At 62.2% G+C, this 22,515-nt stretch carries 22 protein-coding genes and 1 pseudogene; 18 read left to right on the forward strand and 5 right to left on the reverse strand.

Annotated elements, in window-relative coordinates:
* The first annotated feature begins 33 nt into the window (after positions 1–33).
* The 7 genes from NLY33_RS15045 to NLY33_RS15075 all read left to right on the forward strand — a co-directional run bounded on the left by NLY33_RS15045 (position 34) and on the right by NLY33_RS15075 (position 6,916).
* Entirely contained in the window at positions 34–903 is an 870-nt protein-coding gene (locus tag NLY33_RS15045; RefSeq protein ID WP_023685260.1) for an ABC transporter permease, read from the forward strand.
* Positions 903–1,691, forward strand: a complete 789-nt coding sequence (locus NLY33_RS15050; protein WP_031194901.1) for an ABC transporter permease — start codon at positions 903–905, stop codon at positions 1,689–1,691. Before NLY33_RS15045 ends, NLY33_RS15050 begins: the two co-directional genes overlap by 1 nt.
* The gene (locus NLY33_RS15055) at positions 1,691–2,755 is read left to right on the forward strand and encodes an ABC transporter ATP-binding protein (RefSeq protein WP_023707705.1); all 1,065 of its coding nucleotides are present in this window, start codon (positions 1,691–1,693) and stop codon (positions 2,753–2,755) included. The genes NLY33_RS15050 and NLY33_RS15055 overlap by 1 nt, the downstream gene beginning before the upstream one ends.
* A gap of 103 nt (positions 2,756–2,858) precedes the next feature.
* Complete coding sequence (locus NLY33_RS15060; protein WP_023709598.1) at positions 2,859–3,947, forward strand: Gfo/Idh/MocA family protein; 1,089 nt, start codon at positions 2,859–2,861, stop codon at positions 3,945–3,947.
* A gap of 54 nt (positions 3,948–4,001) precedes the next feature.
* Positions 4,002–4,916: a sugar phosphate isomerase/epimerase family protein gene (locus NLY33_RS15065; protein WP_023705643.1), complete on the forward strand. Its 915-nt coding sequence runs from the start codon at positions 4,002–4,004 to the stop codon at positions 4,914–4,916.
* 16 nt (positions 4,917–4,932) lie between these two features.
* Positions 4,933–6,027 carry a fatty acid desaturase family protein gene (locus tag NLY33_RS15070; RefSeq protein WP_023753589.1) on the forward strand — a complete coding sequence of 365 codons (1,095 nt, stop codon included), beginning with the start codon at positions 4,933–4,935 and terminating at the stop codon, positions 6,025–6,027.
* A gap of 85 nt (positions 6,028–6,112) precedes the next feature.
* The gene (locus NLY33_RS15075; protein WP_023705642.1) at positions 6,113–6,916 is read left to right on the forward strand and encodes a 3-methyl-2-oxobutanoate hydroxymethyltransferase; all 804 of its coding nucleotides are present in this window, start codon (positions 6,113–6,115) and stop codon (positions 6,914–6,916) included.
* Here NLY33_RS15075 and NLY33_RS15080 read toward each other — a convergent pair whose 3' ends face one another.
* Together NLY33_RS15080 and NLY33_RS15085 are read right to left on the reverse strand one after the other, a co-directional pair.
* A complete protein-coding gene (locus NLY33_RS15080) occupies positions 6,917–8,425 on the reverse strand; it encodes an HAL/PAL/TAL family ammonia-lyase (protein WP_023687937.1) in 1,509 nt (502 codons plus the stop codon). It lies immediately after the preceding gene.
* Positions 8,422–9,423, reverse strand: coding sequence for an ornithine cyclodeaminase family protein (locus NLY33_RS15085; protein WP_023687938.1), 1,002 nt, complete (start codon positions 9,421–9,423; stop codon positions 8,422–8,424). The genes NLY33_RS15080 and NLY33_RS15085 overlap by 4 nt, the downstream gene beginning before the upstream one ends.
* A 109-nt stretch (positions 9,424–9,532) precedes the next feature.
* Between NLY33_RS15085 and NLY33_RS15090 the strand changes: the two are divergent.
* The 3 genes and pseudogenes from NLY33_RS15090 to NLY33_RS15100 all read left to right on the forward strand — a co-directional run.
* Positions 9,533–10,060 (forward strand): annotated as a pseudogene (locus NLY33_RS15090) (MFS transporter); the annotation flags it as partial.
* 105 nt (positions 10,061–10,165) lie between these two features.
* Complete coding sequence (locus tag NLY33_RS15095) at positions 10,166–10,600, forward strand: hypothetical protein (RefSeq protein ID WP_245260977.1); 435 nt, start codon at positions 10,166–10,168, stop codon at positions 10,598–10,600.
* Between the two features lie 618 nt (positions 10,601–11,218).
* A complete protein-coding gene (locus NLY33_RS15100; RefSeq protein WP_023705639.1) occupies positions 11,219–11,968 on the forward strand; it encodes a hypothetical protein in 750 nt (249 codons plus the stop codon).
* On the opposite strand, the gene NLY33_RS15105 is transcribed toward NLY33_RS15100, so the two are convergent.
* On the reverse strand, positions 11,965–12,927 hold the full coding sequence (locus NLY33_RS15105) for an IS1595 family transposase (protein WP_023705638.1): 963 nt from the start codon (positions 12,925–12,927) through the stop codon (positions 11,965–11,967). The two genes, NLY33_RS15100 and NLY33_RS15105, sit on opposite strands and share 4 nt — an antisense overlap.
* Positions 12,928–13,026: 99 nt before the next feature.
* On the opposite strand from NLY33_RS15105, the gene NLY33_RS15110 reads away from it, so the two are divergent.
* Positions 13,027–13,263 carry a DUF6471 domain-containing protein gene (locus NLY33_RS15110; RefSeq protein ID WP_023705637.1) on the forward strand — a complete coding sequence of 79 codons (237 nt, stop codon included), beginning with the start codon at positions 13,027–13,029 and terminating at the stop codon, positions 13,261–13,263.
* Position 13,264: 1 nt separating this feature from the next.
* Here the strand turns inward: NLY33_RS15110 and NLY33_RS15115 are convergent, their stop codons facing one another.
* Together NLY33_RS15115 and NLY33_RS15120 are read right to left on the reverse strand one after the other, a co-directional pair.
* A complete protein-coding gene (locus NLY33_RS15115) occupies positions 13,265–13,438 on the reverse strand; it encodes a hypothetical protein (RefSeq protein ID WP_023705636.1) in 174 nt (57 codons plus the stop codon).
* Positions 13,431–13,676, reverse strand: coding sequence for a hypothetical protein (locus NLY33_RS15120; protein WP_156932535.1), 246 nt, complete (start codon positions 13,674–13,676; stop codon positions 13,431–13,433). Before NLY33_RS15120 ends, NLY33_RS15115 begins: the two co-directional genes overlap by 8 nt.
* Before the next feature lie 122 nt (positions 13,677–13,798).
* Between NLY33_RS15120 and NLY33_RS15125 the strand changes: the two genes are divergently transcribed.
* From NLY33_RS15125 to NLY33_RS15155, 7 genes are all read left to right on the forward strand, one after another.
* The gene (locus NLY33_RS15125; RefSeq protein WP_280790634.1) at positions 13,799–14,737 is read left to right on the forward strand and encodes an MFS transporter; all 939 of its coding nucleotides are present in this window, start codon (positions 13,799–13,801) and stop codon (positions 14,735–14,737) included.
* Positions 14,738–15,008: 271 nt separating this feature from the next.
* Complete coding sequence (locus NLY33_RS15130) at positions 15,009–15,995, forward strand: ABC transporter permease (protein WP_023668176.1); 987 nt, start codon at positions 15,009–15,011, stop codon at positions 15,993–15,995.
* A gap of 59 nt (positions 15,996–16,054) precedes the next feature.
* Positions 16,055–17,080 carry a sugar ABC transporter substrate-binding protein gene (locus tag NLY33_RS15135; RefSeq protein ID WP_023668177.1) on the forward strand — a complete coding sequence of 342 codons (1,026 nt, stop codon included), beginning with the start codon at positions 16,055–16,057 and terminating at the stop codon, positions 17,078–17,080.
* Positions 17,081–17,158: 78 nt separating this feature from the next.
* Entirely contained in the window at positions 17,159–19,282 is a 2,124-nt protein-coding gene (locus NLY33_RS15140; RefSeq protein WP_023705633.1) for an ABC transporter permease, read from the forward strand.
* Positions 19,279–20,328: an NHL repeat-containing protein gene (locus NLY33_RS15145; RefSeq protein ID WP_023705632.1), complete on the forward strand. Its 1,050-nt coding sequence runs from the start codon at positions 19,279–19,281 to the stop codon at positions 20,326–20,328. Before NLY33_RS15140 ends, NLY33_RS15145 begins: the two co-directional genes overlap by 4 nt.
* On the forward strand, positions 20,328–21,824 hold the full coding sequence (locus NLY33_RS15150) for a sugar ABC transporter ATP-binding protein (RefSeq protein ID WP_023705631.1): 1,497 nt from the start codon (positions 20,328–20,330) through the stop codon (positions 21,822–21,824). The genes NLY33_RS15145 and NLY33_RS15150 overlap by 1 nt, the downstream gene beginning before the upstream one ends.
* 248 nt (positions 21,825–22,072) lie before the next feature.
* A complete protein-coding gene (locus tag NLY33_RS15155) occupies positions 22,073–22,480 on the forward strand; it encodes a carboxymuconolactone decarboxylase family protein (RefSeq protein WP_023705630.1) in 408 nt (135 codons plus the stop codon).
* Positions 22,481–22,515 lie beyond the last annotated feature (35 nt).

The following is a 22,515-nucleotide window of genomic DNA, read 5'->3' on the forward strand; positions in this document are numbered from 1 at the left end:
GGCTGGCCCTTCAATCCTGGGGAGGAGGGTATCATGGCAGTACAGGGTGCGGTCGCGTCGCGCAGCGGGCTGAGATCGGCCCTGCCGCTGCTGGCGCCGGCCTATCTCTGGCTGACGGTGGCGATCTTCCTGCCGCTCTCGGCCATGGTATTCTTCTCCTTCATGACCGACCTGCCGCTGTCGGGAAAGCCATGGGCGTTCACCCTTGGCAATTACGCCGCCTTCTTCTCGCAGAGCCTGTACCTGACGCTGCTGCTCGCTTCGCTGCGGCTCGGCCTCGAAGTGACTTTGTGGTGCGTCGTCATCGGCTACCCCGCCGCCTATGTGCTGGCCAAGGTGCTGAAGGGGCGCAGCCGCGAGGCGATCTTCCTGCTGGTCATCCTGCCGTTCTGGTCGAACGGGCTGGTGCGCATCTTCTCCTGGGCGATGGTGCTGCGCGAGGGCGGCATCCTCGACACGGCGCTCAACGCCGTGCTGCCGTTCAAGATCAACATCGACCTGATGTATTCCTATCCCGCAATCATCATCGGCCTGGTGCACTCCTACGTGCCCTATATGGTGCTGACCTGCTATCTCACGCTGCAGGCAATCGACGACTCGCTGATCGAGGCCGGGCGCTCGCTCGGCGCCTCGCGGCTGCAGGTGCTGAAGCGGGTGATCATCCCGCTGTCTATGCCCGGCCTGGTGGCAGGTGCGGCACTGATCTTCGTGCCGGTCGTCGGCTCGTTCATGGAGCCGCGCATTCTCGGCGGTCGCACCGGCACCTTCTACGGCACGGTGATCGAAGACCAGTTCGTCGCCGTGTTCAACTGGCCGCTTGGTGCGGCATTGTCGTTCATCCTGCTCGCCGTCGTGCTGGTCATCCTCGCAGTTGCCTCGCCGGTGCTGCGGAGGGCTGCTTGATGATGACGACCCGCATCCTCGAAGGACTAGGCCGCTTCTACATCGGACTGCTGCTCGTCTTCCTCTATCTGCCGATCATCATCATGGCGCTGATGTCGTTCAACGTCTCGCCCTTCTACCAATTGCCGTTCGAATGGACGACGGAATGGTATGCCTCGCTCTGGCAGAACGACCAGCTGATCGCGGCGACCTGGAACAGCCTCGAGATCGCGGTCATCACCACGCTCATCTCAGTGGTGCTTGGCTCGGCCGCTTCGCTGGCGCTCTTCCGCTACGACTTCCGCGGCAAGAAAGTGCTGCAGGCGTTGCTGTTCCCGCCAATCGCCATACCATGGCTGATCACCGGCACGGCGATGCTGATCTTCTTCTTCGGCGTCGGCATCGGCCGCGGCCTGTCCGCCATCCTGCTCGGCCATGTCGCGCTGGCGCTGCCCTATGTCATCGTCGTCGTCTCGGCCCGGCTGCAGACTTTTGCACCGGAGCTGGAAGAGGCGGCGCGCTCGCTCGGCGCCAACCAGTGGCAAGTGACGAGGCGTGTGACGCTGCCGTGGATCATGCCCGGCGTCATTGCCGGCGGCTTGTTCGCATTTGCCGTGTCGTTCGACCAGTTTGTCGTCTCCTACTTCCTGGCGACGCCGGGGCAGACGACGCTGCCGGTGGAAATCTACGCCGCGATCCGCAAGGGGTTCACGCCCGAGATCAACGCGGTCTCGACCATCATCATCGTCGTGTCGATGGCGCTGATGCTGCTCACGGCGCGCTTCTTCAAATTCGGCGGAGAGAAATAATGGCCGGCGTGCAGGTATCGAACGTCTCGCGCAGTTTTGGCGCGCACAAGGCGCTGGACGACGTCTCCATCGATTTTGCCGATGGCGGCTTTTATGGGCTGCTTGGCCCCTCGGGCAGCGGCAAGACCACGCTGCTGCGCCAGATCGCCGGCTTCGACTTTCCCGACTCCGGGCGCATCGCCATTGGCGGCGAGAGCGTCGAACGGGTGCCGGTCGAAAAGCGGCGCATCGGCATGGTGTTCCAGAACTATGCGCTGTTTCCCAATATGAGCGTTGCCGACAATGTCGCCTTCGGCCTGTCGGTGCGCGGCGAAACGAAAGCGACGATCGCCACCGAAGTGCAGCGCGCGCTCGATCTCGTCCAACTCGGGAAGCTCGGCGAGCGCCGGCCGCACCAGCTCTCCGGCGGTCAACGCCAGCGTGTGGCGCTGGCGCGCGCCATCGTCACCAAGCCGCGCGTGCTGCTGCTCGACGAGCCGCTCGGCGCGCTCGACAAGGCGCTGCGTGTCGACATGCAGATCGAGCTGAAGCGCATCCAGCGCGAGATCGGCATCACCACCATCTTCGTCACCCACGACCAGGAAGAGGCGCTGACGATGAGCGACCGCATCGGAATCTTGCGGGACGGCAGGCTCGTGCAGGAAGGGCCGCCGGAGGAGATCTACGACCGGCCGAAGAGCGAGTTCGCCGCCACCTTCCTCGGTGACGCCAACATTTTTCGCGGCGATGCGACCGGCAACGGCATCCGCCTGCCGGACGGCACGGCGATTGCCGCCGGGGTGGGTGATCGGCTTGCCGCCGGTACGAAGGCCAGCTGCGCGGTGCGTCCCGAACGCATTCGCATCGCCACCGATGCCGGGGCATCGAGCGGCAATGCCAACACGCTGAAGGGGCAAGTCTCCAAGCGCATCTTCGCCGGCAACAACAGCACCTATTTCGTCGAGCGCGCCGGCCAGACGTTGAAAGTCATCGTCCAGAATACCGGCAGTGACCGGCTGGCCGAGGGCCAGAATGTAATGCTCAGCTGGTCGCCGGAAAGCACTGTGCTGATTGCCGCAAACTAGTTCGCACCGTCACCCCGGCATGGTTCTGATGGGAATTGATGGAGCGGACCTTGGCTGATGGGCCGGCCATGGCGTTATATCCTGTCGTCCAAGGGAGGAATGGATGGCAGGCCAGGGTTTCGAGCCGGATGTAAGGGTTCGCGCCAGCGAATACCGGATCGGCTGCATCGGCGCCGGCATGATCATGGCCGAATGCCATCTTGCCGCCTATGGGCAGGCCGGTTTCCCAGTCGTTGCCATCGCTTCGCGCACCAAGGCCAGCGCCGAGAAGGTAGCTGCACGCTGGAGCATTCCGACCGTCCACGACACGCCGGAACAACTGATCGAGAATCCCGAGATCGAGATCGTCGACCTTGCCTTTCCACCCGACCAGCAGCCGGCATTGATCCGCCATGCGCTGAAGCAGCCTCACATCAAGGCGATCCTGGCGCAGAAGCCGCTGGCGCTGTCGGTCGATGAAGCCGTGAAACTGCGCGACGAAGCCGCAAAGTCCGGCAAGATCCTCTCGGTCAACCAGAACATGCGCTACGACCAGTCGATGCGCGTCCTGAAGCAGATCATCGACAGCGGCGCACTGGGCGACATCGTCTTTGCGCAGATCGACATGCATGCGATCCCGCACTGGCAGACTTTCCTTCAGGACTACGACCGGCTGACGCTCGCCAATATGAGCGTGCATCATCTCGACGTGCTGCGCTTCCTGTTCGGCGATCCCTCGGAAATCGCCACGCTGACACGCAAGGACCCGCGCACTACATTCGAGCATAGCGACGGCATCACCGTCTCGACGCTGCGCTTTCCCTCCGGCGTGCTCGCCGTGTCGCTGGAGGATGTCTGGTCCGGCCCACGTCAGGAGGGCTATCTGGACGACCAGCACATCAACTGGCGCGTCGACGGCACCAACGGTGTCGCCAAAGGCACGATCGGCTGGCCGAAAGGCGTGGCCTCGACGCTGACCTATGCCTCGACCGAGACGACGGATGGCAAGTGGGTCAGCCCGAGCTGGGACACGATGTGGTTCCCGCATGCCTTCATCGGCGTGATGGAGCAATTGCAGCATGCGGTAAAGACAGGCGCGCCGCCGGCATTATCGGTTGCCGACAACGTCAAGACGATGGCGCTGGTCGAGGCCGGCTACCGCTCGATGGCGCAAGGCCGCACCGTCAAGCTGTCCGAGATATCGATCGACTGAACATGCCGCCGAATAGCGTGGCGGCTGAATCGCTCACAGGGAGGAGTTCACATCATGATGCAGGCAGGTATATTCACCGGCTATTTCCCCTACGAGCTCGCGGAGGCCGCCCGCCGCATCCGCGCACTCGGCTTCAACACAGTGCAGCTCGACATGCATTTCAGGGATGTCGATCTCACAGCCGGGCAGATCACCGGGGACAAGGCGAGGACAGTGCGCGACACGTTTCGCGACCACAATCTGCCGGTCTGCTGCATCTCCGGCTACACCAACATCATTCATCCCGACAAATCCGAGCGCGAGAAGCGCGTCGGCTATCTCAAGGAAATCATCCGCAATGCGCGCGACTTCGGCTCGCCCTACGTGATCTCGGAGACCGGCACCTACAACACCGAATCCGACTGGGTGCATCATCCCAAAAACAAGACCGAGGAAGGCTTCGAGGAATGCCGCAAGGTGATCTCGGACCTTGCCCAGACGGCTTACGACCACGGCGCGGTGTTCCTGCTCGAAACCTATGTCAACAATGTCGTCGGCTCGGTCGAGGAGACGGTCAAAATGTTCGCGCAGGTCGACCATCCAGGCCTCGGCCTGCTGATGGATCCGACCAACTATTTCGAGGCGCACAATATCGACCGCATGGACCAGGTGCTGAACCAGGTGTTCGACACGCTGGCCGACAAGATCCGGATCGCGCATGCCAAGGATGTGAAACGCTCCGGCAGCGACAAGACGGAAAAGCATGCCGATATCGGCGATGCGGATGCGCATGAGGGGCTGACCTTCCGCGGCGTCGGCGAGATCGAATTGCCGGCGCCCGGGCTGGGATCGCTGAATTACGATCTCTATCTGCAGCGGCTCAGTGAGAAGCACCCGAACATCCCTGTTATCATCGAGCATCTGACCGAGGACGACGTGCCGCGGGCGAAAACATTTCTCGACGGGAAGTTCCGCGCCAACGGGCTTTGAGGTAGGCGAGACGGTGATGGCGACGGCGGCCAAGACAAAGCGCGATTACGGCCTGGTCGGCGAAAGCACCCGCCGGGCGATCGAGACCGGGATGGCCTCGGCCGAGTGGTATCACACCGACGTGCCGCGCAAGGCAATGAAGGAAATGATGCAGCGCTCCGACGGGCCGGCGATCCGCGATACAGTGATCTGGATCGCAGCCATCCTGGGCTCGGCCGCCGGCATCGTGTGGTTCTGGGGCACGTGGTGGGTGGTGCCGTTCCTGCTCGTCTATGGCGTGCTCTATGGATCGTCGAGCGATTCGCGCTGGCACGAATGCGGCCATGGCACCGCCTTCCGCACACGCTGGATGAACGATGCGATCTACGAAATCGCCAGCTTCATGGTGGTGCGCAATCCGGTGCAATGGCGCTGGAGCCATGCGCGGCATCACACCGACACGATCATCGTCGGCCGTGACGCCGAGATCGCGGTAATGCGGCCGCCAAATCTGGTCAAGGCGGCGCTTGCCTTCACCGGCATTCTCGATTTCCGTTATTCGCTGCCGATCCTGGCGCGCCAGGCGTTGGGCAAGCTGTCGGACGACGAAAAGAGCTACATTCCTGAGACCGAACAGGGCAAGGCCATCACGGCGGCGCGCTGGCATGTCGCCGTGTACGTTGCGACGATCGCCCTCGCGATCGCGCTGGGTTCATGGCTGCCGCTAGTGCTGATCGGCCTGCCGCGTTTTTATGGCAGCTGGCACATGGTTCTGACCGGCCTGCTGCAGCATATCGGGTTGGCCGACAATGTCGTCGACCACCGGCTGAACACGCGCACCGTCTACATGAACCCGGTCAGCCGCTTCATCTACTGGAACATGAATTACCACGTCGAGCATCACATGTTTCCGATGGTGCCCTACCATGCGCTGCCGAGGCTGCACGAGCTGGTCAAGCACGACCTGCCGGCGGCGAACCCGTCCATGTGGCATGCCTATCGCGAGGTCTGGCCGGTGCTGCTGAAGCAGCTGCGGTACGAGGATTATTTCCTCAAGCGCGAATTGCCGCCGACGGCGCGGCCCTATCGCGGTGAATTTCACGAGCTCGATATGTCGGCGGCGGCCGAGTAGCGAATAAACCACCCGCCTTCTATCCGGCCTGTTACGGGGCCGGTAAGGTGACCGGGAAAAGCAACCAGCCAACAGGGACATCCCGATGAGCCGAAAGAGACCGACCGTCGCCGATCTGCGCGCCATGAAGGGCAAGCGCCAGCTGACCATGCTGCGCGTCCTGACCATGGACGAGGCCGAGGCTGCCGAGCGGGCAGGGGTCGATATCGTCTCGGTGCCGCCCGAGCTGGTGCTCAACCCTGAGTATCGCGATGCGGCGCCCAGCCTGTTCACCATGCCGGGCGAGAATTTTTATGAGATCGGCACGGCGGACGATTTCCTGCACTGGGCGTTCCGGCTCTACAAGGCCGGCGCCGACGCCGTTTATTGCAGCGCCGGTTTCGCCACCGTGAAGCGGCTCGCCGACGACGCGATCCCCGTCATCGGCCATGTCGGCCTCATTCCGTCCCGCGCCACCTGGACCGGCGGCTTCAAGGCCGTCGGCAAGACCGCCGACACCGCCATGCAGATTTTTGAGGCGGTCAAGCAGTATGAGGCCGTTGGAGCGCTTGGCGCCGAGATCGAAGTGGTGCCGGTCGAGGTGGCGAAGGCGATCTCAGAACGGACCTCGCTGATCATGCTGTCGATGGGTGCCGGCACCGGCTGCGACGCGCAGTATCTGTTCGCCGACGATATTCTTGGCCAGAACCGGGGCCACATGCCGCGCCATTCCAAGGTCTACCGCAACTTCGCCGCCGAGTACGATCGCCTGCAGGCGGAACGCGTCGCGGCGTTTTCCGAGTACGTTGCCGACGTCGATAGCGGCGCCTATCCGGAAGACAGGCATGTCGTGCGCATGGATCCGGCCGAGCTCAGCCTGTTCATGAAACGGGTGGACGCAAAGGGCTAACTACTCGGCCTCCTTGCCGATCATCGCTGCACCTTGCCATGTTCCGTCAGCGAGCATGGCATGGAGCACCTCGGCATCCGTTCCCAGCGGCCGGTCCTCCCTGAGCATCGCTACATGCGCGCGCACCGCGGTATGGACCGCTGCTGTGCCGGGCGCCAGCTTGAGACCGTCGCGCAGGTCCACGGCCTGTGCGGCGGCCATCAGTTCGAAGGCGATCAGCCGTCGCCACAGCGCGATCATCCCGGCGCATTTCGACACGGCAAGCGGCGTCTGCGTGGCGTGGTCCTCTACGCCTTCGGACACGGCCAGGAAATCCAGCATCACCGGATTGGCCTTGTGGCGGATGCCGGCCAGGATTGCCGTTGCGGTCTTTTGCAGCGGCACGAAACCGGCCGATGCGCCGCCGACCGGTGACAAATATTTTGGCAGGCCGTTGCGGCCGGAGCCGGCGAGCTGGATGAAGCGGGCAACGCTTGCCGCGGCACATTGCGCGATCGCCAGGCCGAGCGTTTCGAAGGCAAGCGCCAGCGATGCGGTGTGGAAATTGCCGGTCGACAGAACCAGCCCGTCATCGCCCAGCACCAGCGGATTGTCGGCGGCGGCATTGAGTTCGATCTCCAGCGCCAGCCGCGCCTGATCGATCGCCTGGATCAATGCACCATGGATCGACGGCATGCAGCGGATCGACAACGGGTCCTGCAAGGTGGTCGGCGCCGGCTCCTCGTCACGGGCAAGCAGGTCGCGCAGGCCCTTGGCCGCGAGTTGCTGGCAGGCTGCCGGCCGCGCCAGATGCAGGCGCGGATCGAGGATGGTGCGGTTGGCGCCAAACCCTTCCATGGTCAGCGCGCCGGCCTGCTGCTGTTGCGCAAAGGCCGACAGCGCGTCGGCCAGTACCAACGCGCCAGTGCCGGCTGATACCGCCGAGGCGTTGATCAGCGACAGGCCGTCTTTCGGCGCCAGGCTGATCGGAGCCAACCGCGCCATCATCAACGCCTTGGCCGCCGGCATGCGCCGACCCTGATAGTCAGCTTCGCCGTCGCCGGTCAGCAGACGGGCGAGCGCCGTCATCAGCACGAGATCGCCGGCGCCGATCGAGCCCAGCTGCGGCATTACCGGATGCACGCCGGCATTGAGCGCATCGACAAGGGCGGTGAAAGCCGCCGGCGAAATGCCGGAACCGCCAACAGAGAACATCGCGGCACGGGCAAACATGGTCGCCCGCACCGCTTCTTGCGGCAGCGGCTCGCCGACAGCGCCGCTTCGCCCTTCCAGCAACTGGCGCTGGAAGGCGCTGGCATCGCCCTCGACCGACGTGCCGAGATTGGCGCCGAGCCCGGTGTTGAGGCCGTAAATCTGCTGGCCGGACGCGGCGACCTGATCGAGCACTTTTCGCGCTTTGTCGAGCCTCTCGATGACTGTCGGTTCAACCTCGACCTTGCGGCCGCCGCGGGCGACCTGCGCAACGTCCTCGACGCTGACGCCGGCGCCGGTGAGGACGAGCGCGCTCATGCGAAGCGCAGCCTCTGGCCGATGCCTTTATCAGCAGCCTTGGCCAGCATCGCCTTGCCCAGCGCAATGTCGGACAGCGACAGGCCGCGATGCCAGAACAGGATCGTCTCGTCGTCGCTCTGGCGTCCCGGCTTGAGACCGGCAGCGATCTGGCCGAGCTCGGCGTGCAGCGTCGCTTCGCTCAGCCGCCCGGTCTCGACATGGGCGCGCAGCGAGCCGAACTTGCCGCCTTTGCACTGGCCCCAGTCGTCGACGACCATTTTCTGCATGATGTCGGTCAATGACAGCTCCACCGCGCTCATCGTACCATAGGGCACGACCAGCGCACCGGGCTTGATCCATTCGGTCTTGAGCAGCGGCTGCGGCTCCGGCAGCCGCGAGGCCTCGACGACGATGTCGGCGCCCTTGATGCAGCTTTCCCAGTCGGCAACCGCGGTAACTTTCTTGCCGAGATCGGCCGAGAGTTTGGCGGCGAAGCCGTCGCGGCTTTCCGGGCGGCGCGAATGGACGCGGATCTCGTCGAAGTCGAAGAGATGGTCGAGCAGGCGCACATTCCAATAGGCGGTGCCGCGCGCGCCGATATGGGCCAGCACCTTGGAGTTCTTGCGCGCCAGATGTTTGGCGCCAATGGCGGTGACGGCGCCGGTGCGCATGTCGGTGATGACGGTGGCGTCGAGAATGGCGCGCGGCGTGCCGGTGCGCGGATCGAACAGGTTCAAAATGCCAAATTCTGAAGGGAGCCCGTGCAGATAGTTGTCGACATAGTCGCCGACGATTTTCACGCCCGCCGTATCGAGCGGCGCAACGTAGCCGCGCAGAACGTTGAAATGGCCATGGAAGGAAGGGGCGGGTTCAAGATGGACGCGCGGCTCGATCACCGTCTGGCCATTGCCTTGCGCGATAAGCCCGGCTTCGACAGCGGCAATGATTTCGCCGTCGGTCATCTCCAGGGCTTCGATATCGAGGCCATTGAGGTAGTCGATATAGATAGGCTTCATGCAATGTCCTTGGCCGCCCGCCCATCCATAACAGGCTGCGAGCCGACACGGAAGTTTGTTGGATAAGCTCTGGACGGGGCCAGCCATATGCTGTTCAACGCGGTTCGCCATGACTGCCGTTCCCGACACCGAGGCCTCCGCCGTAACCGCCAGCAATGCGCGGCGCGTGGCGTTGATCGTTGCCATCGCCTTTTTCATGCAGCTGCTGGATTCGACGATCATCTCGACCTCGCTGCCGCAGATGGGACAATCCTTCGGCGTGCCGGCGGTGGCGATGAGCATCGGCATCACCGCCTATATGCTGACCATGGCAGTGTTCGTGCCGCTGTCGGGCTGGCTTGCCGACCGCTTCGGCGCGCGCAACATCTTCCTGCTGGCGATCGTACTGTTCACGCTGGCCTCGCTGGCCTGCGGCTTCTCGCAAAGTCTGCCTCAGTTCGTTGCCGCTCGCGTCGTGCAAGGCCTTGGCAGCGCGCTGATGACGCCGGTCGGGCGAATTCTGGTGCTGCGCAATGCGTCGAAATCGGAGCTGCTCAACGCCACGGCGCTGATCACCTGGCCGGCGTTGTTTGCGCCCGTGGTCGGGCCGGTGCTTGGCGGCTTCATCACAACCTATCTCTCCTGGCACTGGAATTTCCGGTATTATGGAGCAAACTCACCAAATACGAGGTTTACATAATCGTATTCGATATGTTACCCATCATGCATGGAGAACCGTCAGGAATACGATAGACCTAATACCGTGGCTGGCCTTGTCGGCAAGCATCGGGAGCTTATGGCGCTGCGTGAGAAGTACCGCGCCGAGATCAAGAAGCTGACCATCGACATAGACCATCTGGACGCGGCCATCCGGCTCTTTGATCCCAGCGCCGACACGTCTCCTCTGAAAGAGTACGTCACCAAGCACCGGGCCGTGAAAGGCTCTGTGAAGCGCTTTGTACTCAACACCATGCGGGAAGCTACCGCGCCTCTCACGTCGCGCCAGATCACCGAGCTATGGGTTGCCGACCGTGGCCTAGCCGCCGACGAAGCGACCGTCACCACGATAAGGAAGCGCATCGGCGCCTGCATAAAGGTTTGCGTGATCCAAGGGCTGATTGAGGAATGCGGCTGGACCGACGATCACGACGCATTCGGGCCTTACAAGCTATGGAAACTGAAAAGGGGCGACCAATAGGCCGCCCCTGGCATTGCTTACGCCGAAGGGAAGTCGGCGGGGAGATCGCTTGCTGGAGGGATTTCGGGGAACCTACGTCCCGACATCACGTCAGCAATCCGGCCAAAGTTGAGGCCGGGGTAGTAACCCGAAATCCACGAATACGGAATCCGCTTCTGTCGGGCCAGTTTGATAACCGGAACCATGTCCGGGGTGAGGTCTCGGTCGTGCATTGCCTTTTCCTTTCACGAAAAGGGTGCGACCGAATATCGGTTGACGCCGATTCGAAGATGAATCATTGTCGTTGCGTTCATGTGTGCCGATATTCGGCCACGGTTTATGATCCGGGCTTATTCCCGGATCAGTGTGGCACCGGGCATTCGCGCCCGGCACCTACCGCCCAGCGGCGGCTGCTGAAACTGACCAAGGTCGGCAAACCTCGTCAGATCAGGAAGCGGTCATATGGGTTCCATCGCATCTCCAATGCTCGAATCGCCGGGGGACAAATCCCCCGGCGGCTTGAACCTTATTGAAAACCGATCGCTTGGCAAGAGCCTTGTGAGTTAACCGCTGGATTTCTTCTCCCATTTGTTCTATTTGGTAATAGATTAAATAGACCAATCGAGTTGGAGAAGCCTCATGGCTAACGTCCGCAGCCCCAATTACCCTGTCACTGATTTGGCCGGCGCTCTGGCCATGGCCAGGAAGCTCTACGAGAAAGATGGGCGGAACAAAGTGTCCAAGGCCGCGCTGGCGGGGCACCTAGGGCACGATAGCCTGAGCGGGCCGGCTCTCGGGAAGATCGGGGCTTTGCGGGCCTACGGGCTTATTGACGCCAATGGCGACGATTACAGAATCACCGATGACGGCCTTACTGCGCTGATGGCTCCGGAGGACTCATTGGACAGAGTGGAGGCGCTGCGTCGATTGGCATTCCAGCCGAGCCTTTTCAGTGCAATTGCAAAGGACTTTCCAACAGCGCCGAGCGATAGCAACCTTCGCTACTGGCTCGCTAAACGGGGCTTTTCTGCAGACGGCGCGGCGAAGGCGGCAAAGACCTATCTGGCTACTCTCGCGCTTGCGACCAGTATGGAGAAGGGGTACCCTCATTCTCCAAACCCTATGGAGGATGAGATGATGGAGGCCACGGAACTGGCACGTCCGATTCAGCGACGGTCAACAGAGATGGTTGACGTGTCGCCGCTCAAGCCGGGGGTGCGTCAGGAAGTTATCGCGTTGGACGAAGGGGACGTGACCATCACATTCCCCGAAAACCTTTCGTCGGAAAGCTTCGAGGATCTAGAGGATCACTTGAAGATTTTTGTTCGTAGGATGCAGCGGCGCGCGAACGCAAAGATTCTCGGCTTTGACGAGGGCGACCAGCACTAGGCGTTGCGGCGCTGCCAGTATCCGCACCACTGATTCGACTTCGGCGCAACGCCTACTGCACCGACGACCATAGCGTACTGAGTGCCGTTGGCTTCGCGACGGTTATCTTCGCGCCATGCCATCTCGGCGGCATAGGAGCCGAGATAGTCGCCAGCGATGCGATGGTGAATGCCGATCTCGGCGCGGCGGATACGCGAGAAGAACGATTCGGCGGCATTCGTGCAAGCGCCGTCCTTGGAATACGCTTCCTGATGGTTGATGCGCTTTATCGGGAAATAGGCCGCCAGCTTGTCCCAGTGTGACGCCTCGTCGGCGTGGACGGTCGAACCGTGCTTCACGTTGGCAGCGACGAATGCAACGCCATCGGCTTCTGTGCGAGCCACGTGGGTGACGGTGCGGCCATCAGCTTCGCGGGCAACAATTACCGACTGGCGCTTGCCGGATTGGTTAGCGGTCAGGCGGCGGTCCTTGCGGTCGCTCTTGTTGTTTGCAGGCTTCACGTAGCCGCCGAAGTAAGCACCATCGACAGCGACGTTGCCGGCAAGCGCGCCTTCGTTGCGAGCAAGCTTTATGGCTTCGCGGACCTTGTGGAGCATCACGAATGCCGTCTTGTAGTCAACAGAAAGGTCGCGGGAGAGTTGAAGGGCGCTATAGCCCTTGGCGCCGTTTATGAAGACGGCAATGGCGGCAAGAATGTCGCGGACGGCCAGCTTGCGGCTGGCGAAGATCGTGCCGGACGTGATGCTGAATTGCTTGTAGCAAGCGCGGCACTTGTAAACCTGGCGCGTCTTGAGGTCATAGGCATCAACGCCGCCGCATTCCGGGCAAACCGGCTCACCATCCGTTTCCGACCAGCGGATTTTGCGGAATGCCGTCCGGGCTTCCGTGTCCGACATGCGCATGACCTTGACCAGCGATAGGGTCTTAGCGGCGGGGGAGAGGAGGAAATGCTGAGACATATCAAATCCGATGATGTTCTGCATCGGATATAGGACATTGAATCAGCACATGCAAGGGTATATATCATCATCCGTGATGTTTTTTCTGGAGAAATGATGATGGCGGATAATACCCTAACCGCGCCCTATGAGGAGCAGGCAAAAAACATACTGAAAGGCGAGTTGAAGCGTCGAGGCATAACCTACGCGGCGCTGGCCGAGAGGCTGACCGAGAAGGGCGCCCACGAGAGCGAGCGCAATCTGGCCAACAAGATAAGCCGTGGCAGCTTCACCGCCGCGTTTTTCATGATGTGCATGGATGTGATCGGTGTGCGGTCAGTGAGTCTAGAGCACTGACCTAGCCGCGTCTGTGCGATTGGCGATCATAGGAATCGTCGTCCTTGTTCCTATCAATCGCATTCTGGAACTCGCGCACGACCGCTTTGATCGGAGCGAAATAAAGATCCACGGACTCGCGAACGTCCGACTTTAGGGTCTCTAAAAAGTCCCTGTTGTCCTTCTGCTCACTCATCTTGCAGCTCCCTTTTCCATGTCTTCCATACCGCGCGGACAAATTTCATACCTTCTACTAAAGCAAAAAATGACGCGCAAATCACGTCAATGACAAACAGTAGATAGGCTACCGCATCGCATATAACCAGAAGCCAGTAAGGGGCATTGTGTTCCCTCATCCATTCGGTGAATTCCCAAATGACAAATGCTGCACAGGCCAATGCGAGGAATATTCCCACGCCGACCATAATATGCACCAAAAAATTACCAGCAAGTTTTAGCGAATGCGGCAGAGGTCCCCTCCCTCTTGACGCATTGTTTTAGCCCAATGCTGTGCAGCCCACAAGAACCGCACATAAGGTGGTAACTATCATCATATTTGGTGAGTTTGCCCCATAATACCGGGAATTTCTTCATCAACGTCCCGCTTGGGCTCGTCGGGCTGGCGCTGGTCGCGCGCTTCATTCCGGGCGACCGCGCGGCCGATCCCAAGCCGCTGGATTGGCCGGGGTTTTTCCTCACGTCGCTGGGGCTCGCGCTGCTGCTCTACGGCCTTGAGCGCATCGCACATCCGGAAGACGGCGCCTTGCCCGCCGTGCTGCTGGTTGCCGCCGGCATCGTCATCGGCTGGCTGGCGGTGCGGCATCTCCGGCGCGCGCCGCATCCGCTGCTCGATCTCAGCGCGTTCAGGGTGCAGACCTTCGCCATCTCTACGCTTGCCGCCGGCACCATTTTTCGCGTGGCGATCAACGCCACGCCGTTCCTTTTGGCGCTGCTGTTTCAGGTCGGCTTTGGCCTTTCGCCGGTCGATGCCGGCTTGATGATCCTGGCCTATTTCCTCGGCAATCTCGGCATGAAGACGGTGACGACGCCGACGCTGCGGCGCTTTGGTTTTCGCACGGTCATGGTCGTCAACGGCCTGATCGCCTCGGCCTCGATCATGGCCTGCGCTGCGATCTCGCCGGAGACGCCGCAGGCGCTGGTGGTAGCGCTGATGCTGATCGCCGGCCTGACGCGCTCGATGCAGTTCACAGCGCTGAATACTCTGGCCTTCGCCGATATCGATGCGGCGCAGCGCAGCTCGGCGGCAACTTTGTCGTCCATGCTGCAGCAGATGTCGATGCTGTTCGGCGTAGCGGTGGCGGCTGCCATTCTGAACCTGTCGCAGATCGTCAGGCACCGGCCGGCGCTCGACCTCGTCGATTTTCGCATCGCCTTCCTGGTCATCGGCGCCATCGGGCTGGCGGCGGCGTTGCGGTTCCTCGTGCTGCCGCCCGGTGCAGGCGCCGAAGTTTCAGGCCACACGTCCAGGACCTGAATTCGCAATTTTCGCCGCTCAGGCGGCAATTAATTCCGCCTTGTGCTTTCGCCTCAGAACGGCACCTTCGCGCATACGCGCAATGGTGCAACCAAATGCCAAAAGCGCAGCCTTTTCCTAGGATTGCGCCAGTTCTAGCAATCGGTGCGTCCACTGGAAGATTATCACTGCCAACGGGTGTTCCGAGCGCGGATTCATTTGACGAAGCGGCGCCGAGCCGATTAGCTTTCTCGGAAGGGGTGGCAGAGCTGCCATCGGGGCGAATGCAGACATGAACACGATTGGCTGGCCAAATGTCAGGAGCCTGAATCAGGAAGGCATTGTCTTTGCCATCGCCGTGGTGCTGTTCGTCGCCGCTGCCATTGGGCTGCCTGGTTTCATCGCTGCCAACAATCTCGTTGCCATCGTCCGCTCGGTGTCGGTGCTGGGCATTTTGGCGCTCGGCATGGCGGTCGTCATAATCGGCAGGGGCATCGACCTGTCGGCGGTGGCGATCATGGCGATGTCGGTCGCCTGGTATCTACAATTGCTCAACGCCGGAACGCCTGATGGGCTCGCCTTCGCCTATGTGCTGGCAGGCGTGCTCGCCATCGGCCTGCTCAACGGTTTTCTCGTCGCTTATGCCGACGTGCCGGCGATCTTCGTGACGCTGGCGACCGGCTCCTTCGTCTTCGGCTATGTCCGCTCGCAACTGATCACACAGGATGCGGTGCCGGTGCCTCAGGGCCATTGGGTGGAGTTGCTCGGCGGCCTGCGTTTCCTCGACATTCCGATCGAAGTGTTCGTCTTCGCCGGGCTCGCCTTCCTGTTCTTCCTGTTCCTGCGCTACACCAAATGGGGCCGCTACATCTATTTCGCCGGCGACAATCCGGTCGCCGCGCGCAACATCGGCATTCCGGTGCGGCCAATGCTGGTGCTGCGTTATGTGGTTTCGGCCTTCGTCGCGCTGATCGCCGGCCTGCTGACGGCGTCGAGCCTGCACTCGATCAACACCCGCGTCGTCAACTCGACGCTGCTCTATGACATCGTGCTGGTGGCGGTGATCGGCGGCATCGGCCTGTCCGGCGGGCGGGGCGGAGTGCGCAATGTGCTGGTGGGCGCTGCACTTATCGGCATCCTGTCGAACGCGATGACCATCATCGACATTCCGCTGCTCTATCAAAACCTGATCAAGGCGGCGATCCTGCTCGGAGCCATCATCGTCGACGGCATCATCAATCCGCGCGACGAACAGACCGCGCAGCAGGGCGACATCTAAGGGGTACCCGACGGGTCATGCGGACCGGCCGGCAATAAGTGAAAAACAGAGGATGTGACATGAAACTGATCAGAACACTGATGGCGGCCGCCACGGCGCTTGCCGCTACCGCCTTCGTCGCGCCGACCTTCGCCGCCGACGATCCGGGCCCGGCCGCATACGCGCAGGCGCTCAAGGGCAAGCGCGTCATGCTGGTGCCGCTGGCGATGGGCTTCGACCTTGCGCAGGGCTGGTCGCACTATCTGAAGACGGAAGTCGAGGCCTGGGGCGGCACCTTCGAAACACGCGATCCGAACTGGGTCGTCGATGCCGGCGCACAGGCGATCACCGACGCGATCTCGTCCGACACAAGGCCGGACGTGCTGATCATCCATGCGCCGGATCTCAACTCCTATTCCAAGCTGATGAAGAAGGCGCAGGCTGCCGGAACCTACGTCATACTGGTCGACAATCCCGCCAACTTCCCGGCCGACGCCTTTGTCGGCAGTGACTGGGACCGGCTCGGCCAACTCGAGGCCGAAGCGGCGATCAAGGGCTGCGGCGAGAATTCGTCGAAGAAGATCGGCCTTGTGCAGGGTGATCAGGCCAACTCGTCCAGTCTCTACCAGTATGCCGGCATCATGAAGGTGCTGGAGAAGCACCCCGACTTCAAAGTCGTGGCCAAGCCCGACTCCAACTGGGATCCGACGACGTCGCGCAACGTGACGACGACAATGCTGCAGCAGAACCCGGACATCTGCTCTATCATCGACTTCTGGGATGGCGACGCCACCGGCGCATCCGCCGCCATCCGCGACGCTAAGCTCGACGGCAAGGTGTTTTTGGTCACCACCGGCGGCGGTGAAAAGGCGGCCGATTGCGACAAGCTGCAGGACGGCACCTATGGCGCCGTTGTCATGACAGACCTTGCCCGCCAGTCCGGCGACATGAACGCTATCATCAAGTTCCTGCTGCAGAGCGGCCAGCCGGCCGGCACGTCGCACACCTACATCTACACGCTGGAGAAGGCTACGACCAAGGCCGACCTCAAGCCCGACAGCTGCTGGGACCTGAAGGCGCTGCAGGCCGAAGCGGCGGCGAAGTAAGCCGCGCTTTTCGACTGAAATAAACGAGGTGACTGGACAATCCGGTCACCTCGTTCCCTCATGGAATAGCAGCCGCCGATGTCCTTTCGCGAACGCCTCCAGTCCTGGCGCTACAATCTCGTGCCCGACCATCTGGTCGGCGAGATCCTGACAAAACGCTGGACCGACAACGCCATTCCGTTCCTGGCGCTGGTGGCGACGCTCAGCGTGTTCGGCTCGATCATTCCCGGCTTCTTCAAGCTGACCTCGCTGCAGGAATCGAGCCGCCAGCTCGGCGAGTTCTCGATGGTGGTCACCGGCATGACGGTGGTGATGCTGGGCGGCGGCATCGATCTGTCCGTCGGTTCGATCTTCGCGCTGTCCTGCTTCTCCGCCGTCTATGTCTTCTTCATCCTCGAACAGTCTATCTGGCTGGCGCTGGCGGCATCGCTTGCCACCGGGCTCATCTTCGGCGCCGTCAACGGCTACCTCGTCGGCTATCTCAGGCTGCGCGCCTTCCTGACCACCCTGGTAACGTTCATCTTCGGCCGGGCGCTGTTCGATATTCTCGTCACCACCTATGCCGCCGACGTGCAGCTTTCCCAGGCGACATCGGATGTGCTCGACTTCATCGGCGACAGCACCTTCTGGGGGCTTTCGGTCTCGGTCTGGTTGGCGATCATTCTCGCCATCGTCACCCATATCGCGCTGACGCGCTCACGGCCGGGCTGGCATGTGCTGGCGGTCGGCGGCTCGCGGCGCTCGGCGCACAATGCCGGCATTCGCGTGCGCCGCACCGTGTTCATGACCTATGTCTTTTCCGGCTTCTGCGCCTCGATCGGCGGCTTCCTCATCGCTTGCCGCTTGAGTGGGGCAGGGCCGGGCACCGGCCTCAACCTGGAGATCATGGCGCTGACGGCGGCGGTGGTCGGCGGCGTCAGCCTGGGTGGCGGGCGCGGCTCGGTCATCAAGGGGCTGATGGGCGCCATCATCGTCTTGACCATGACCAACGGGCTGATCCGGCTGGGCTATGGCACCGGCACCAACCAGATGGTGCTGGGCATCATGCTGGCGGTGGCGGTTACCATCGACATCCGCTGGCTGAAGAACCGCCACAAGGTGCTCAACGAGGTCTATGTCGCGCCGGTCTATCTCAAGATGGGCGAGACACAGTCTGCCGTGCCGGGCTCAGGCACGCCCTACGCGCTCGACAACCGGCTGTCGGCGGCCGACCATATCGGGCTCGGCGAGTTGGAAGGGCCGGAAGACGTCATCCTCGACCGCGACGACCATCTCTATTGCGGCACGCGCCATGGCGAGATCGTCCGCTTTTTCGCACCGGACTATGTGAAGTCGGAGGTGTTTGCCCATATCGGCGGCTTTCCGCTGGGCCTGACCTTCGACAAATCGGGCAATCTGATCAGCTGCGTCGGCGCCATGGGGCTCTATTCCGTCTCGCCGGATCGGGATGTGAAGCGCTTGTCGGCGGAGACGTCGCGCTCCTGGACCTCGATCGTCGACGATGCGCGGCTGCGCGACCCGAACGACTGCGACATCGCGCCGGACGGTCGGATCTATTTTACCGACTCCACCAAGCGCTATGACGCCCACGATTGGGCGCTAGACTCGATCGAGAACCGCGCCACCGGCCGGCTGCTGGTCTATGACCCGAAGGACGGTTTGACGAAGACACTGCTCGACGGCTACCGCTACACCAACGGTGTGTGCATGGCGCACGACGGCAAGTCGCTGTTCTTCGCTGAGAGCTGGGCCTGCCGCGTGCATCGCTACTGGCTGGAAGGGCCGAAGGCGGGCGTCGCCGAATGCGTCATCCGCGACATGCCGGGCTATCCCGACAACATCAACCGCGCCTCCGACGGCAATTACTGGATGGCATGGCTCGGCATGCGCACGCCGAGCTTCGACCTGTCGCTGCGCCATCCCGATATGCGCAAGCGCATGACGCGCCGGCTGCCGCAGGACGAGTGGCTGTTCCCCAACATCAACACCGGCGGCGTGGTGAAATTCAACGACAAGGGCGGCATTATCGAGGCGATGGGCGACCTCACCGGCGGCGCGCATCCGATGGTCACCTCGATGCGCGAGCACAAGGGTTTCCTGTTCGTCGGCGGCATCCTTAACAACCGCATCGGCCGCTACAAGATTGCGGGCGCCGACCCGAACTGGACCAGTTCCGCTTCTTATTGGGGAGCGAAGCCATGATCCTCGATCCTGTGCTCGACCTGTTTCGTGGCAAGGCGGTGACCATCCCACCGCTCGACGGTGCCTTCCGTCCCAACACGCGGCTGGACGAGGCGCCAGTGTTCGCCGATTTGACGGAGCCCGACAATCTTCTGGTTGCCGATGGCCGGCTGCTCGTTTCCAGCGGCAATGCGGTATATTCGCTTGCCGCAGGGGTGGGGCCGAAGGTTGTCGGGACCTTTCTTTCCCCCATCACGGCGCTGGCTCTATCACTGTCGGGCGAACTGACGGTGGGGTTGGAAAGCGGCAAGCTGCTGGTTGCCGGCAAGGAGGTTTCGCTGCCGGCCGGCGTCAGCTGCATCACCGCGCTTGCCTATGCAGACGACGGCACGTTGTGGCTGGCCAATGGCTCGGCTGAGCACACGCCGTCGCTATGGGCCGCCGACCTGATGAAGAAGGGCGCGTCCGGATCGCTTTGGAGGCGGGACGCAGCCGGCGGCGGGTTCCGCAAAGTGGCCGGCGAGATCGCCTTTCCCTATGGGCTCCATCCCACGGGGCGGGATGTGCTGGTCAGCGAAAGCTGGCGTCACCAGCTCGTGCGCTTCGATGGTGCAACCGGTAGCCGCTCGACCGTGCTGACGCATCTGCCCGGCTATCCCGCGCGCCTCGCGCCGGCCGGCGATGGCGGCGCGTGGCTGGCTCTGTTCGCGCCACGCAACCGGCTGATCGAATTCGTTCTCCAGGAAACCCACTATCGGCGCGATATGCTAGACCAAGTGGCGCCGGCCTACTGGATCGCGCCGGCTTTGGCCTCCAATCGCAGCTTCCTCGAACCGCTGCAATGCGGCGGCATCCGCACCATGGGCATCCACAAGCCCTGGTCGCCGAGCCGCTCCTATGGGCTGGTGGTCAGGCTCGATCAGAACATGCAGCCGCAATTCAGCCTGCACAGCCGCGCCGACGGCACGCGCCATGGCATCTGCAGCGTGGCGGAAACGGACGGCCGCCTGTTCATCGCCTCCAGGGGCGGCGATTGCGTGCTGGCCATCGACGCAGGAGGTCTCTGATGGAACCGATCGTGCGCCTGGAAAATGTCACCAAGAACTATCGCGGCGTGCCCGCGGTCAGACAAGTCAGCTTCGAACTGCGCAAGGGCGAAATCCACGCGCTGCTCGGCGAGAACGGCGCCGGCAAATCCACGCTGACCAAGATCATCGCCGGCGTCGTCGACGCCACCTCAGGCAAGATGTTCCACAAAGGCCGCGAGATCGCTTATGCGTCGCCGCATGCGGCGCTCGAGGCCGGCATCGCCATGGTGTTCCAGGAGACCAGCCTGGTGCCGTCGATGACGGTGGCGCAAAACCTCTATCTCGGCACCGAAAAATTCCTCAACCGGCTGCGCGGCACCTACATTTCGGCGCAGCAGTTTTTGCAGTCGCTGAACTTTCCGGTCGACCCCAACGCCATGGTGGCGACGCTGGGCGCGGCCAAGCGTCAGATGGTCGAGATCGCGCGCGCCGTTCACCACAATGCCGAGATCATCATCTTCGACGAGCCGACGGCGACGCTGACGCCGGAGGAGAAGCGGCACTTCTTCGCGCTGATCCGGCGGCTGAAGGCGAACGGCGTCTCGATCGTCTTCATCAGCCATGCATTGGAAGAGGCGCTGATGATCGCCGACCGCATCACAATCCTGCGCGATGGCGAGCTGGTCATAACCGACGACACATCGGCCTTCGATCGCGACAAGATCGTCGCCGCCATGGTCGGGCGTACACTGTCGGGACAGATCTATCGCCAACGCGACGAGGCCAGGCTGCGCAAGGCCGGCAAGAAGGTGCTGTCGGTGCAGGACATTTCGATGAGCAATGTCGTGCGCAACACCTCCTTCTCGATCTTCGAGGGACAGATCACCGGCGTGTTCGGGCTGATCGGCTCCGGCCGCACCGAGACCTTCAAGATCGTCTCCGGCATCTACAAGCGCGATTTTTTGCGCGGTGGCGCGATTGAACTCGACGACAGGCCGGTGCGCTATCTCGTGCCCAGTGAGGCGGTCGCCGACGGCATCGTCTATGTTACCGAGGACCGCAAGAGCGAGGGCATTTTCGAGACGATGGGCATCGCCGAGAACCTGTTCGGCGGGCTGCTGGCGGCGGGCCGCGAAAAGGCCTGGGTGATCAACCAGCGGGAGATGCGCACGCTTTCCGCTGAATGGACGAAGACGCTGAACATCAAGGCGATCAACGACAATGCCCGCGTGGTCGAGCTTTCCGGCGGCAACCAGCAAAAGGTGGTGATCGGCAAGGGGCTGGTGCAGCAGCCGCGCATCATCATTTTCGACGAGCCGACGCGCGGCGTCGATGTCGGCGCCATCGCCGAGATCCACCAGATCATCAATCGGCTGGCCGACGAGGGGTTGGCGGTGGTGGTGATCTCGTCCTACCTGCCGGAAATCATGAACCTGTCGGATCGGATTCTGGTGTGCCGACAGGGGCGCATCGTGGAGGAGTTCTCGCCGGCGGAGGCGACGGAGGAGAAGATCATGTATGCGGCAGTGCACTAGGTTGCCGGTCGGTGTTTGACGGTGCGCATAGGTCACCAATTGGCGAAGGTTTCAGCGCCTTCGTCATGCTCGGGTCTCCGCGACGGCGCTTCGCGCCTGCTTCGCCCCTGAATGACGAAGCTGAGATGCTTCGGCCAATCGCCATGGTTCTGTCAGCATCAAAAACTGAATCGGAATAGCCGGTTAGCCGCCCTTGCTCGAGACCTGATTCAACCACCTGATCCACCGATTCAACGAAAGGAAACGCCATGGCCGCCACAAAACTCCTCAGCGATGCCGAGGTCGAAAAAATCCCGGTTGCGAAGGCTGTGTTCGACGACATCCGCGCGACGCGCAAGTCGGACTTCGTCAACAATTTCTGGCGCGGGCTGGCCAACGATCCGGCCTTGCTGAAACGGACATGGGACCAGGTGAAAGTGGTGATGGCTACGGAAAGCGCCATCGATCCGCTGACCAAGGAGATGATCTACATCGCTGTGTCGACCGCCAATGGCTGCTCCTATTGCGTCCATTCGCACACGGCTGCGGCGCGGGCCAAAGGCTTGACCGATGCGCAGCATGGCGATCTGGTGTCGATCATCGGGCTGGCCGGGCAGACCAACCATCTGGTGACTGCGATGCAGATTCCGGTCGATTCTGAGTTCGAAGTGAAGTGAGGGGCGGCTTTCCCTTCTCCCCTGTGGGAGAAGGG

The organism is Mesorhizobium sp. C432A (assembly GCF_030323145.1).
Classification (GTDB): Bacteria; Pseudomonadota; Alphaproteobacteria; order Rhizobiales; family Rhizobiaceae; genus Mesorhizobium.

Coding starts and splice junctions, on each gene's coding strand:
- NLY33_RS15145 (WP_023705632.1), top strand. CDS start 19,279: ATGATCCTCGATCCTGTGCTCGACCTGTTTCGTGGCAAGGCGGTGACC.
- NLY33_RS15080 (WP_023687937.1), bottom strand. CDS start 8,425: ATGAGCGCGCTCGTCCTCACCGGCGCCGGCGTCAGCGTCGAGGACGTT.
- NLY33_RS15115 (WP_023705636.1), bottom strand. CDS start 13,438: ATGAGTGAGCAGAAGGACAACAGGGACTTTTTAGAGACCCTAAAGTCG.
- NLY33_RS15130 (WP_023668176.1), top strand. CDS start 15,009: ATGAACACGATTGGCTGGCCAAATGTCAGGAGCCTGAATCAGGAAGGC.
- NLY33_RS15135 (WP_023668177.1), top strand. CDS start 16,055: ATGAAACTGATCAGAACACTGATGGCGGCCGCCACGGCGCTTGCCGCT.
- NLY33_RS15075 (WP_023705642.1), top strand. CDS start 6,113: ATGAGCCGAAAGAGACCGACCGTCGCCGATCTGCGCGCCATGAAGGGC.
- NLY33_RS15050 (WP_031194901.1), top strand. CDS start 903: ATGATGACGACCCGCATCCTCGAAGGACTAGGCCGCTTCTACATCGGA.
- NLY33_RS15085 (WP_023687938.1), bottom strand. CDS start 9,423: ATGAAGCCTATCTATATCGACTACCTCAATGGCCTCGATATCGAAGCC.
- NLY33_RS15110 (WP_023705637.1), top strand. CDS start 13,027: ATGGCGGATAATACCCTAACCGCGCCCTATGAGGAGCAGGCAAAAAAC.
- NLY33_RS15140 (WP_023705633.1), top strand. CDS start 17,159: ATGTCCTTTCGCGAACGCCTCCAGTCCTGGCGCTACAATCTCGTGCCC.
- NLY33_RS15105 (WP_023705638.1), bottom strand. CDS start 12,927: ATGTCTCAGCATTTCCTCCTCTCCCCCGCCGCTAAGACCCTATCGCTG.
- NLY33_RS15045 (WP_023685260.1), top strand. CDS start 34: ATGGCAGTACAGGGTGCGGTCGCGTCGCGCAGCGGGCTGAGATCGGCC.
- NLY33_RS15060 (WP_023709598.1), top strand. CDS start 2,859: ATGGCAGGCCAGGGTTTCGAGCCGGATGTAAGGGTTCGCGCCAGCGAA.
- NLY33_RS15100 (WP_023705639.1), top strand. CDS start 11,219: ATGGCTAACGTCCGCAGCCCCAATTACCCTGTCACTGATTTGGCCGGC.
- NLY33_RS15055 (WP_023707705.1), top strand. CDS start 1,691: ATGGCCGGCGTGCAGGTATCGAACGTCTCGCGCAGTTTTGGCGCGCAC.
- NLY33_RS15065 (WP_023705643.1), top strand. CDS start 4,002: ATGATGCAGGCAGGTATATTCACCGGCTATTTCCCCTACGAGCTCGCG.
- NLY33_RS15150 (WP_023705631.1), top strand. CDS start 20,328: ATGGAACCGATCGTGCGCCTGGAAAATGTCACCAAGAACTATCGCGGC.
- NLY33_RS15070 (WP_023753589.1), top strand. CDS start 4,933: ATGGCGACGGCGGCCAAGACAAAGCGCGATTACGGCCTGGTCGGCGAA.
- NLY33_RS15155 (WP_023705630.1), top strand. CDS start 22,073: ATGGCCGCCACAAAACTCCTCAGCGATGCCGAGGTCGAAAAAATCCCG.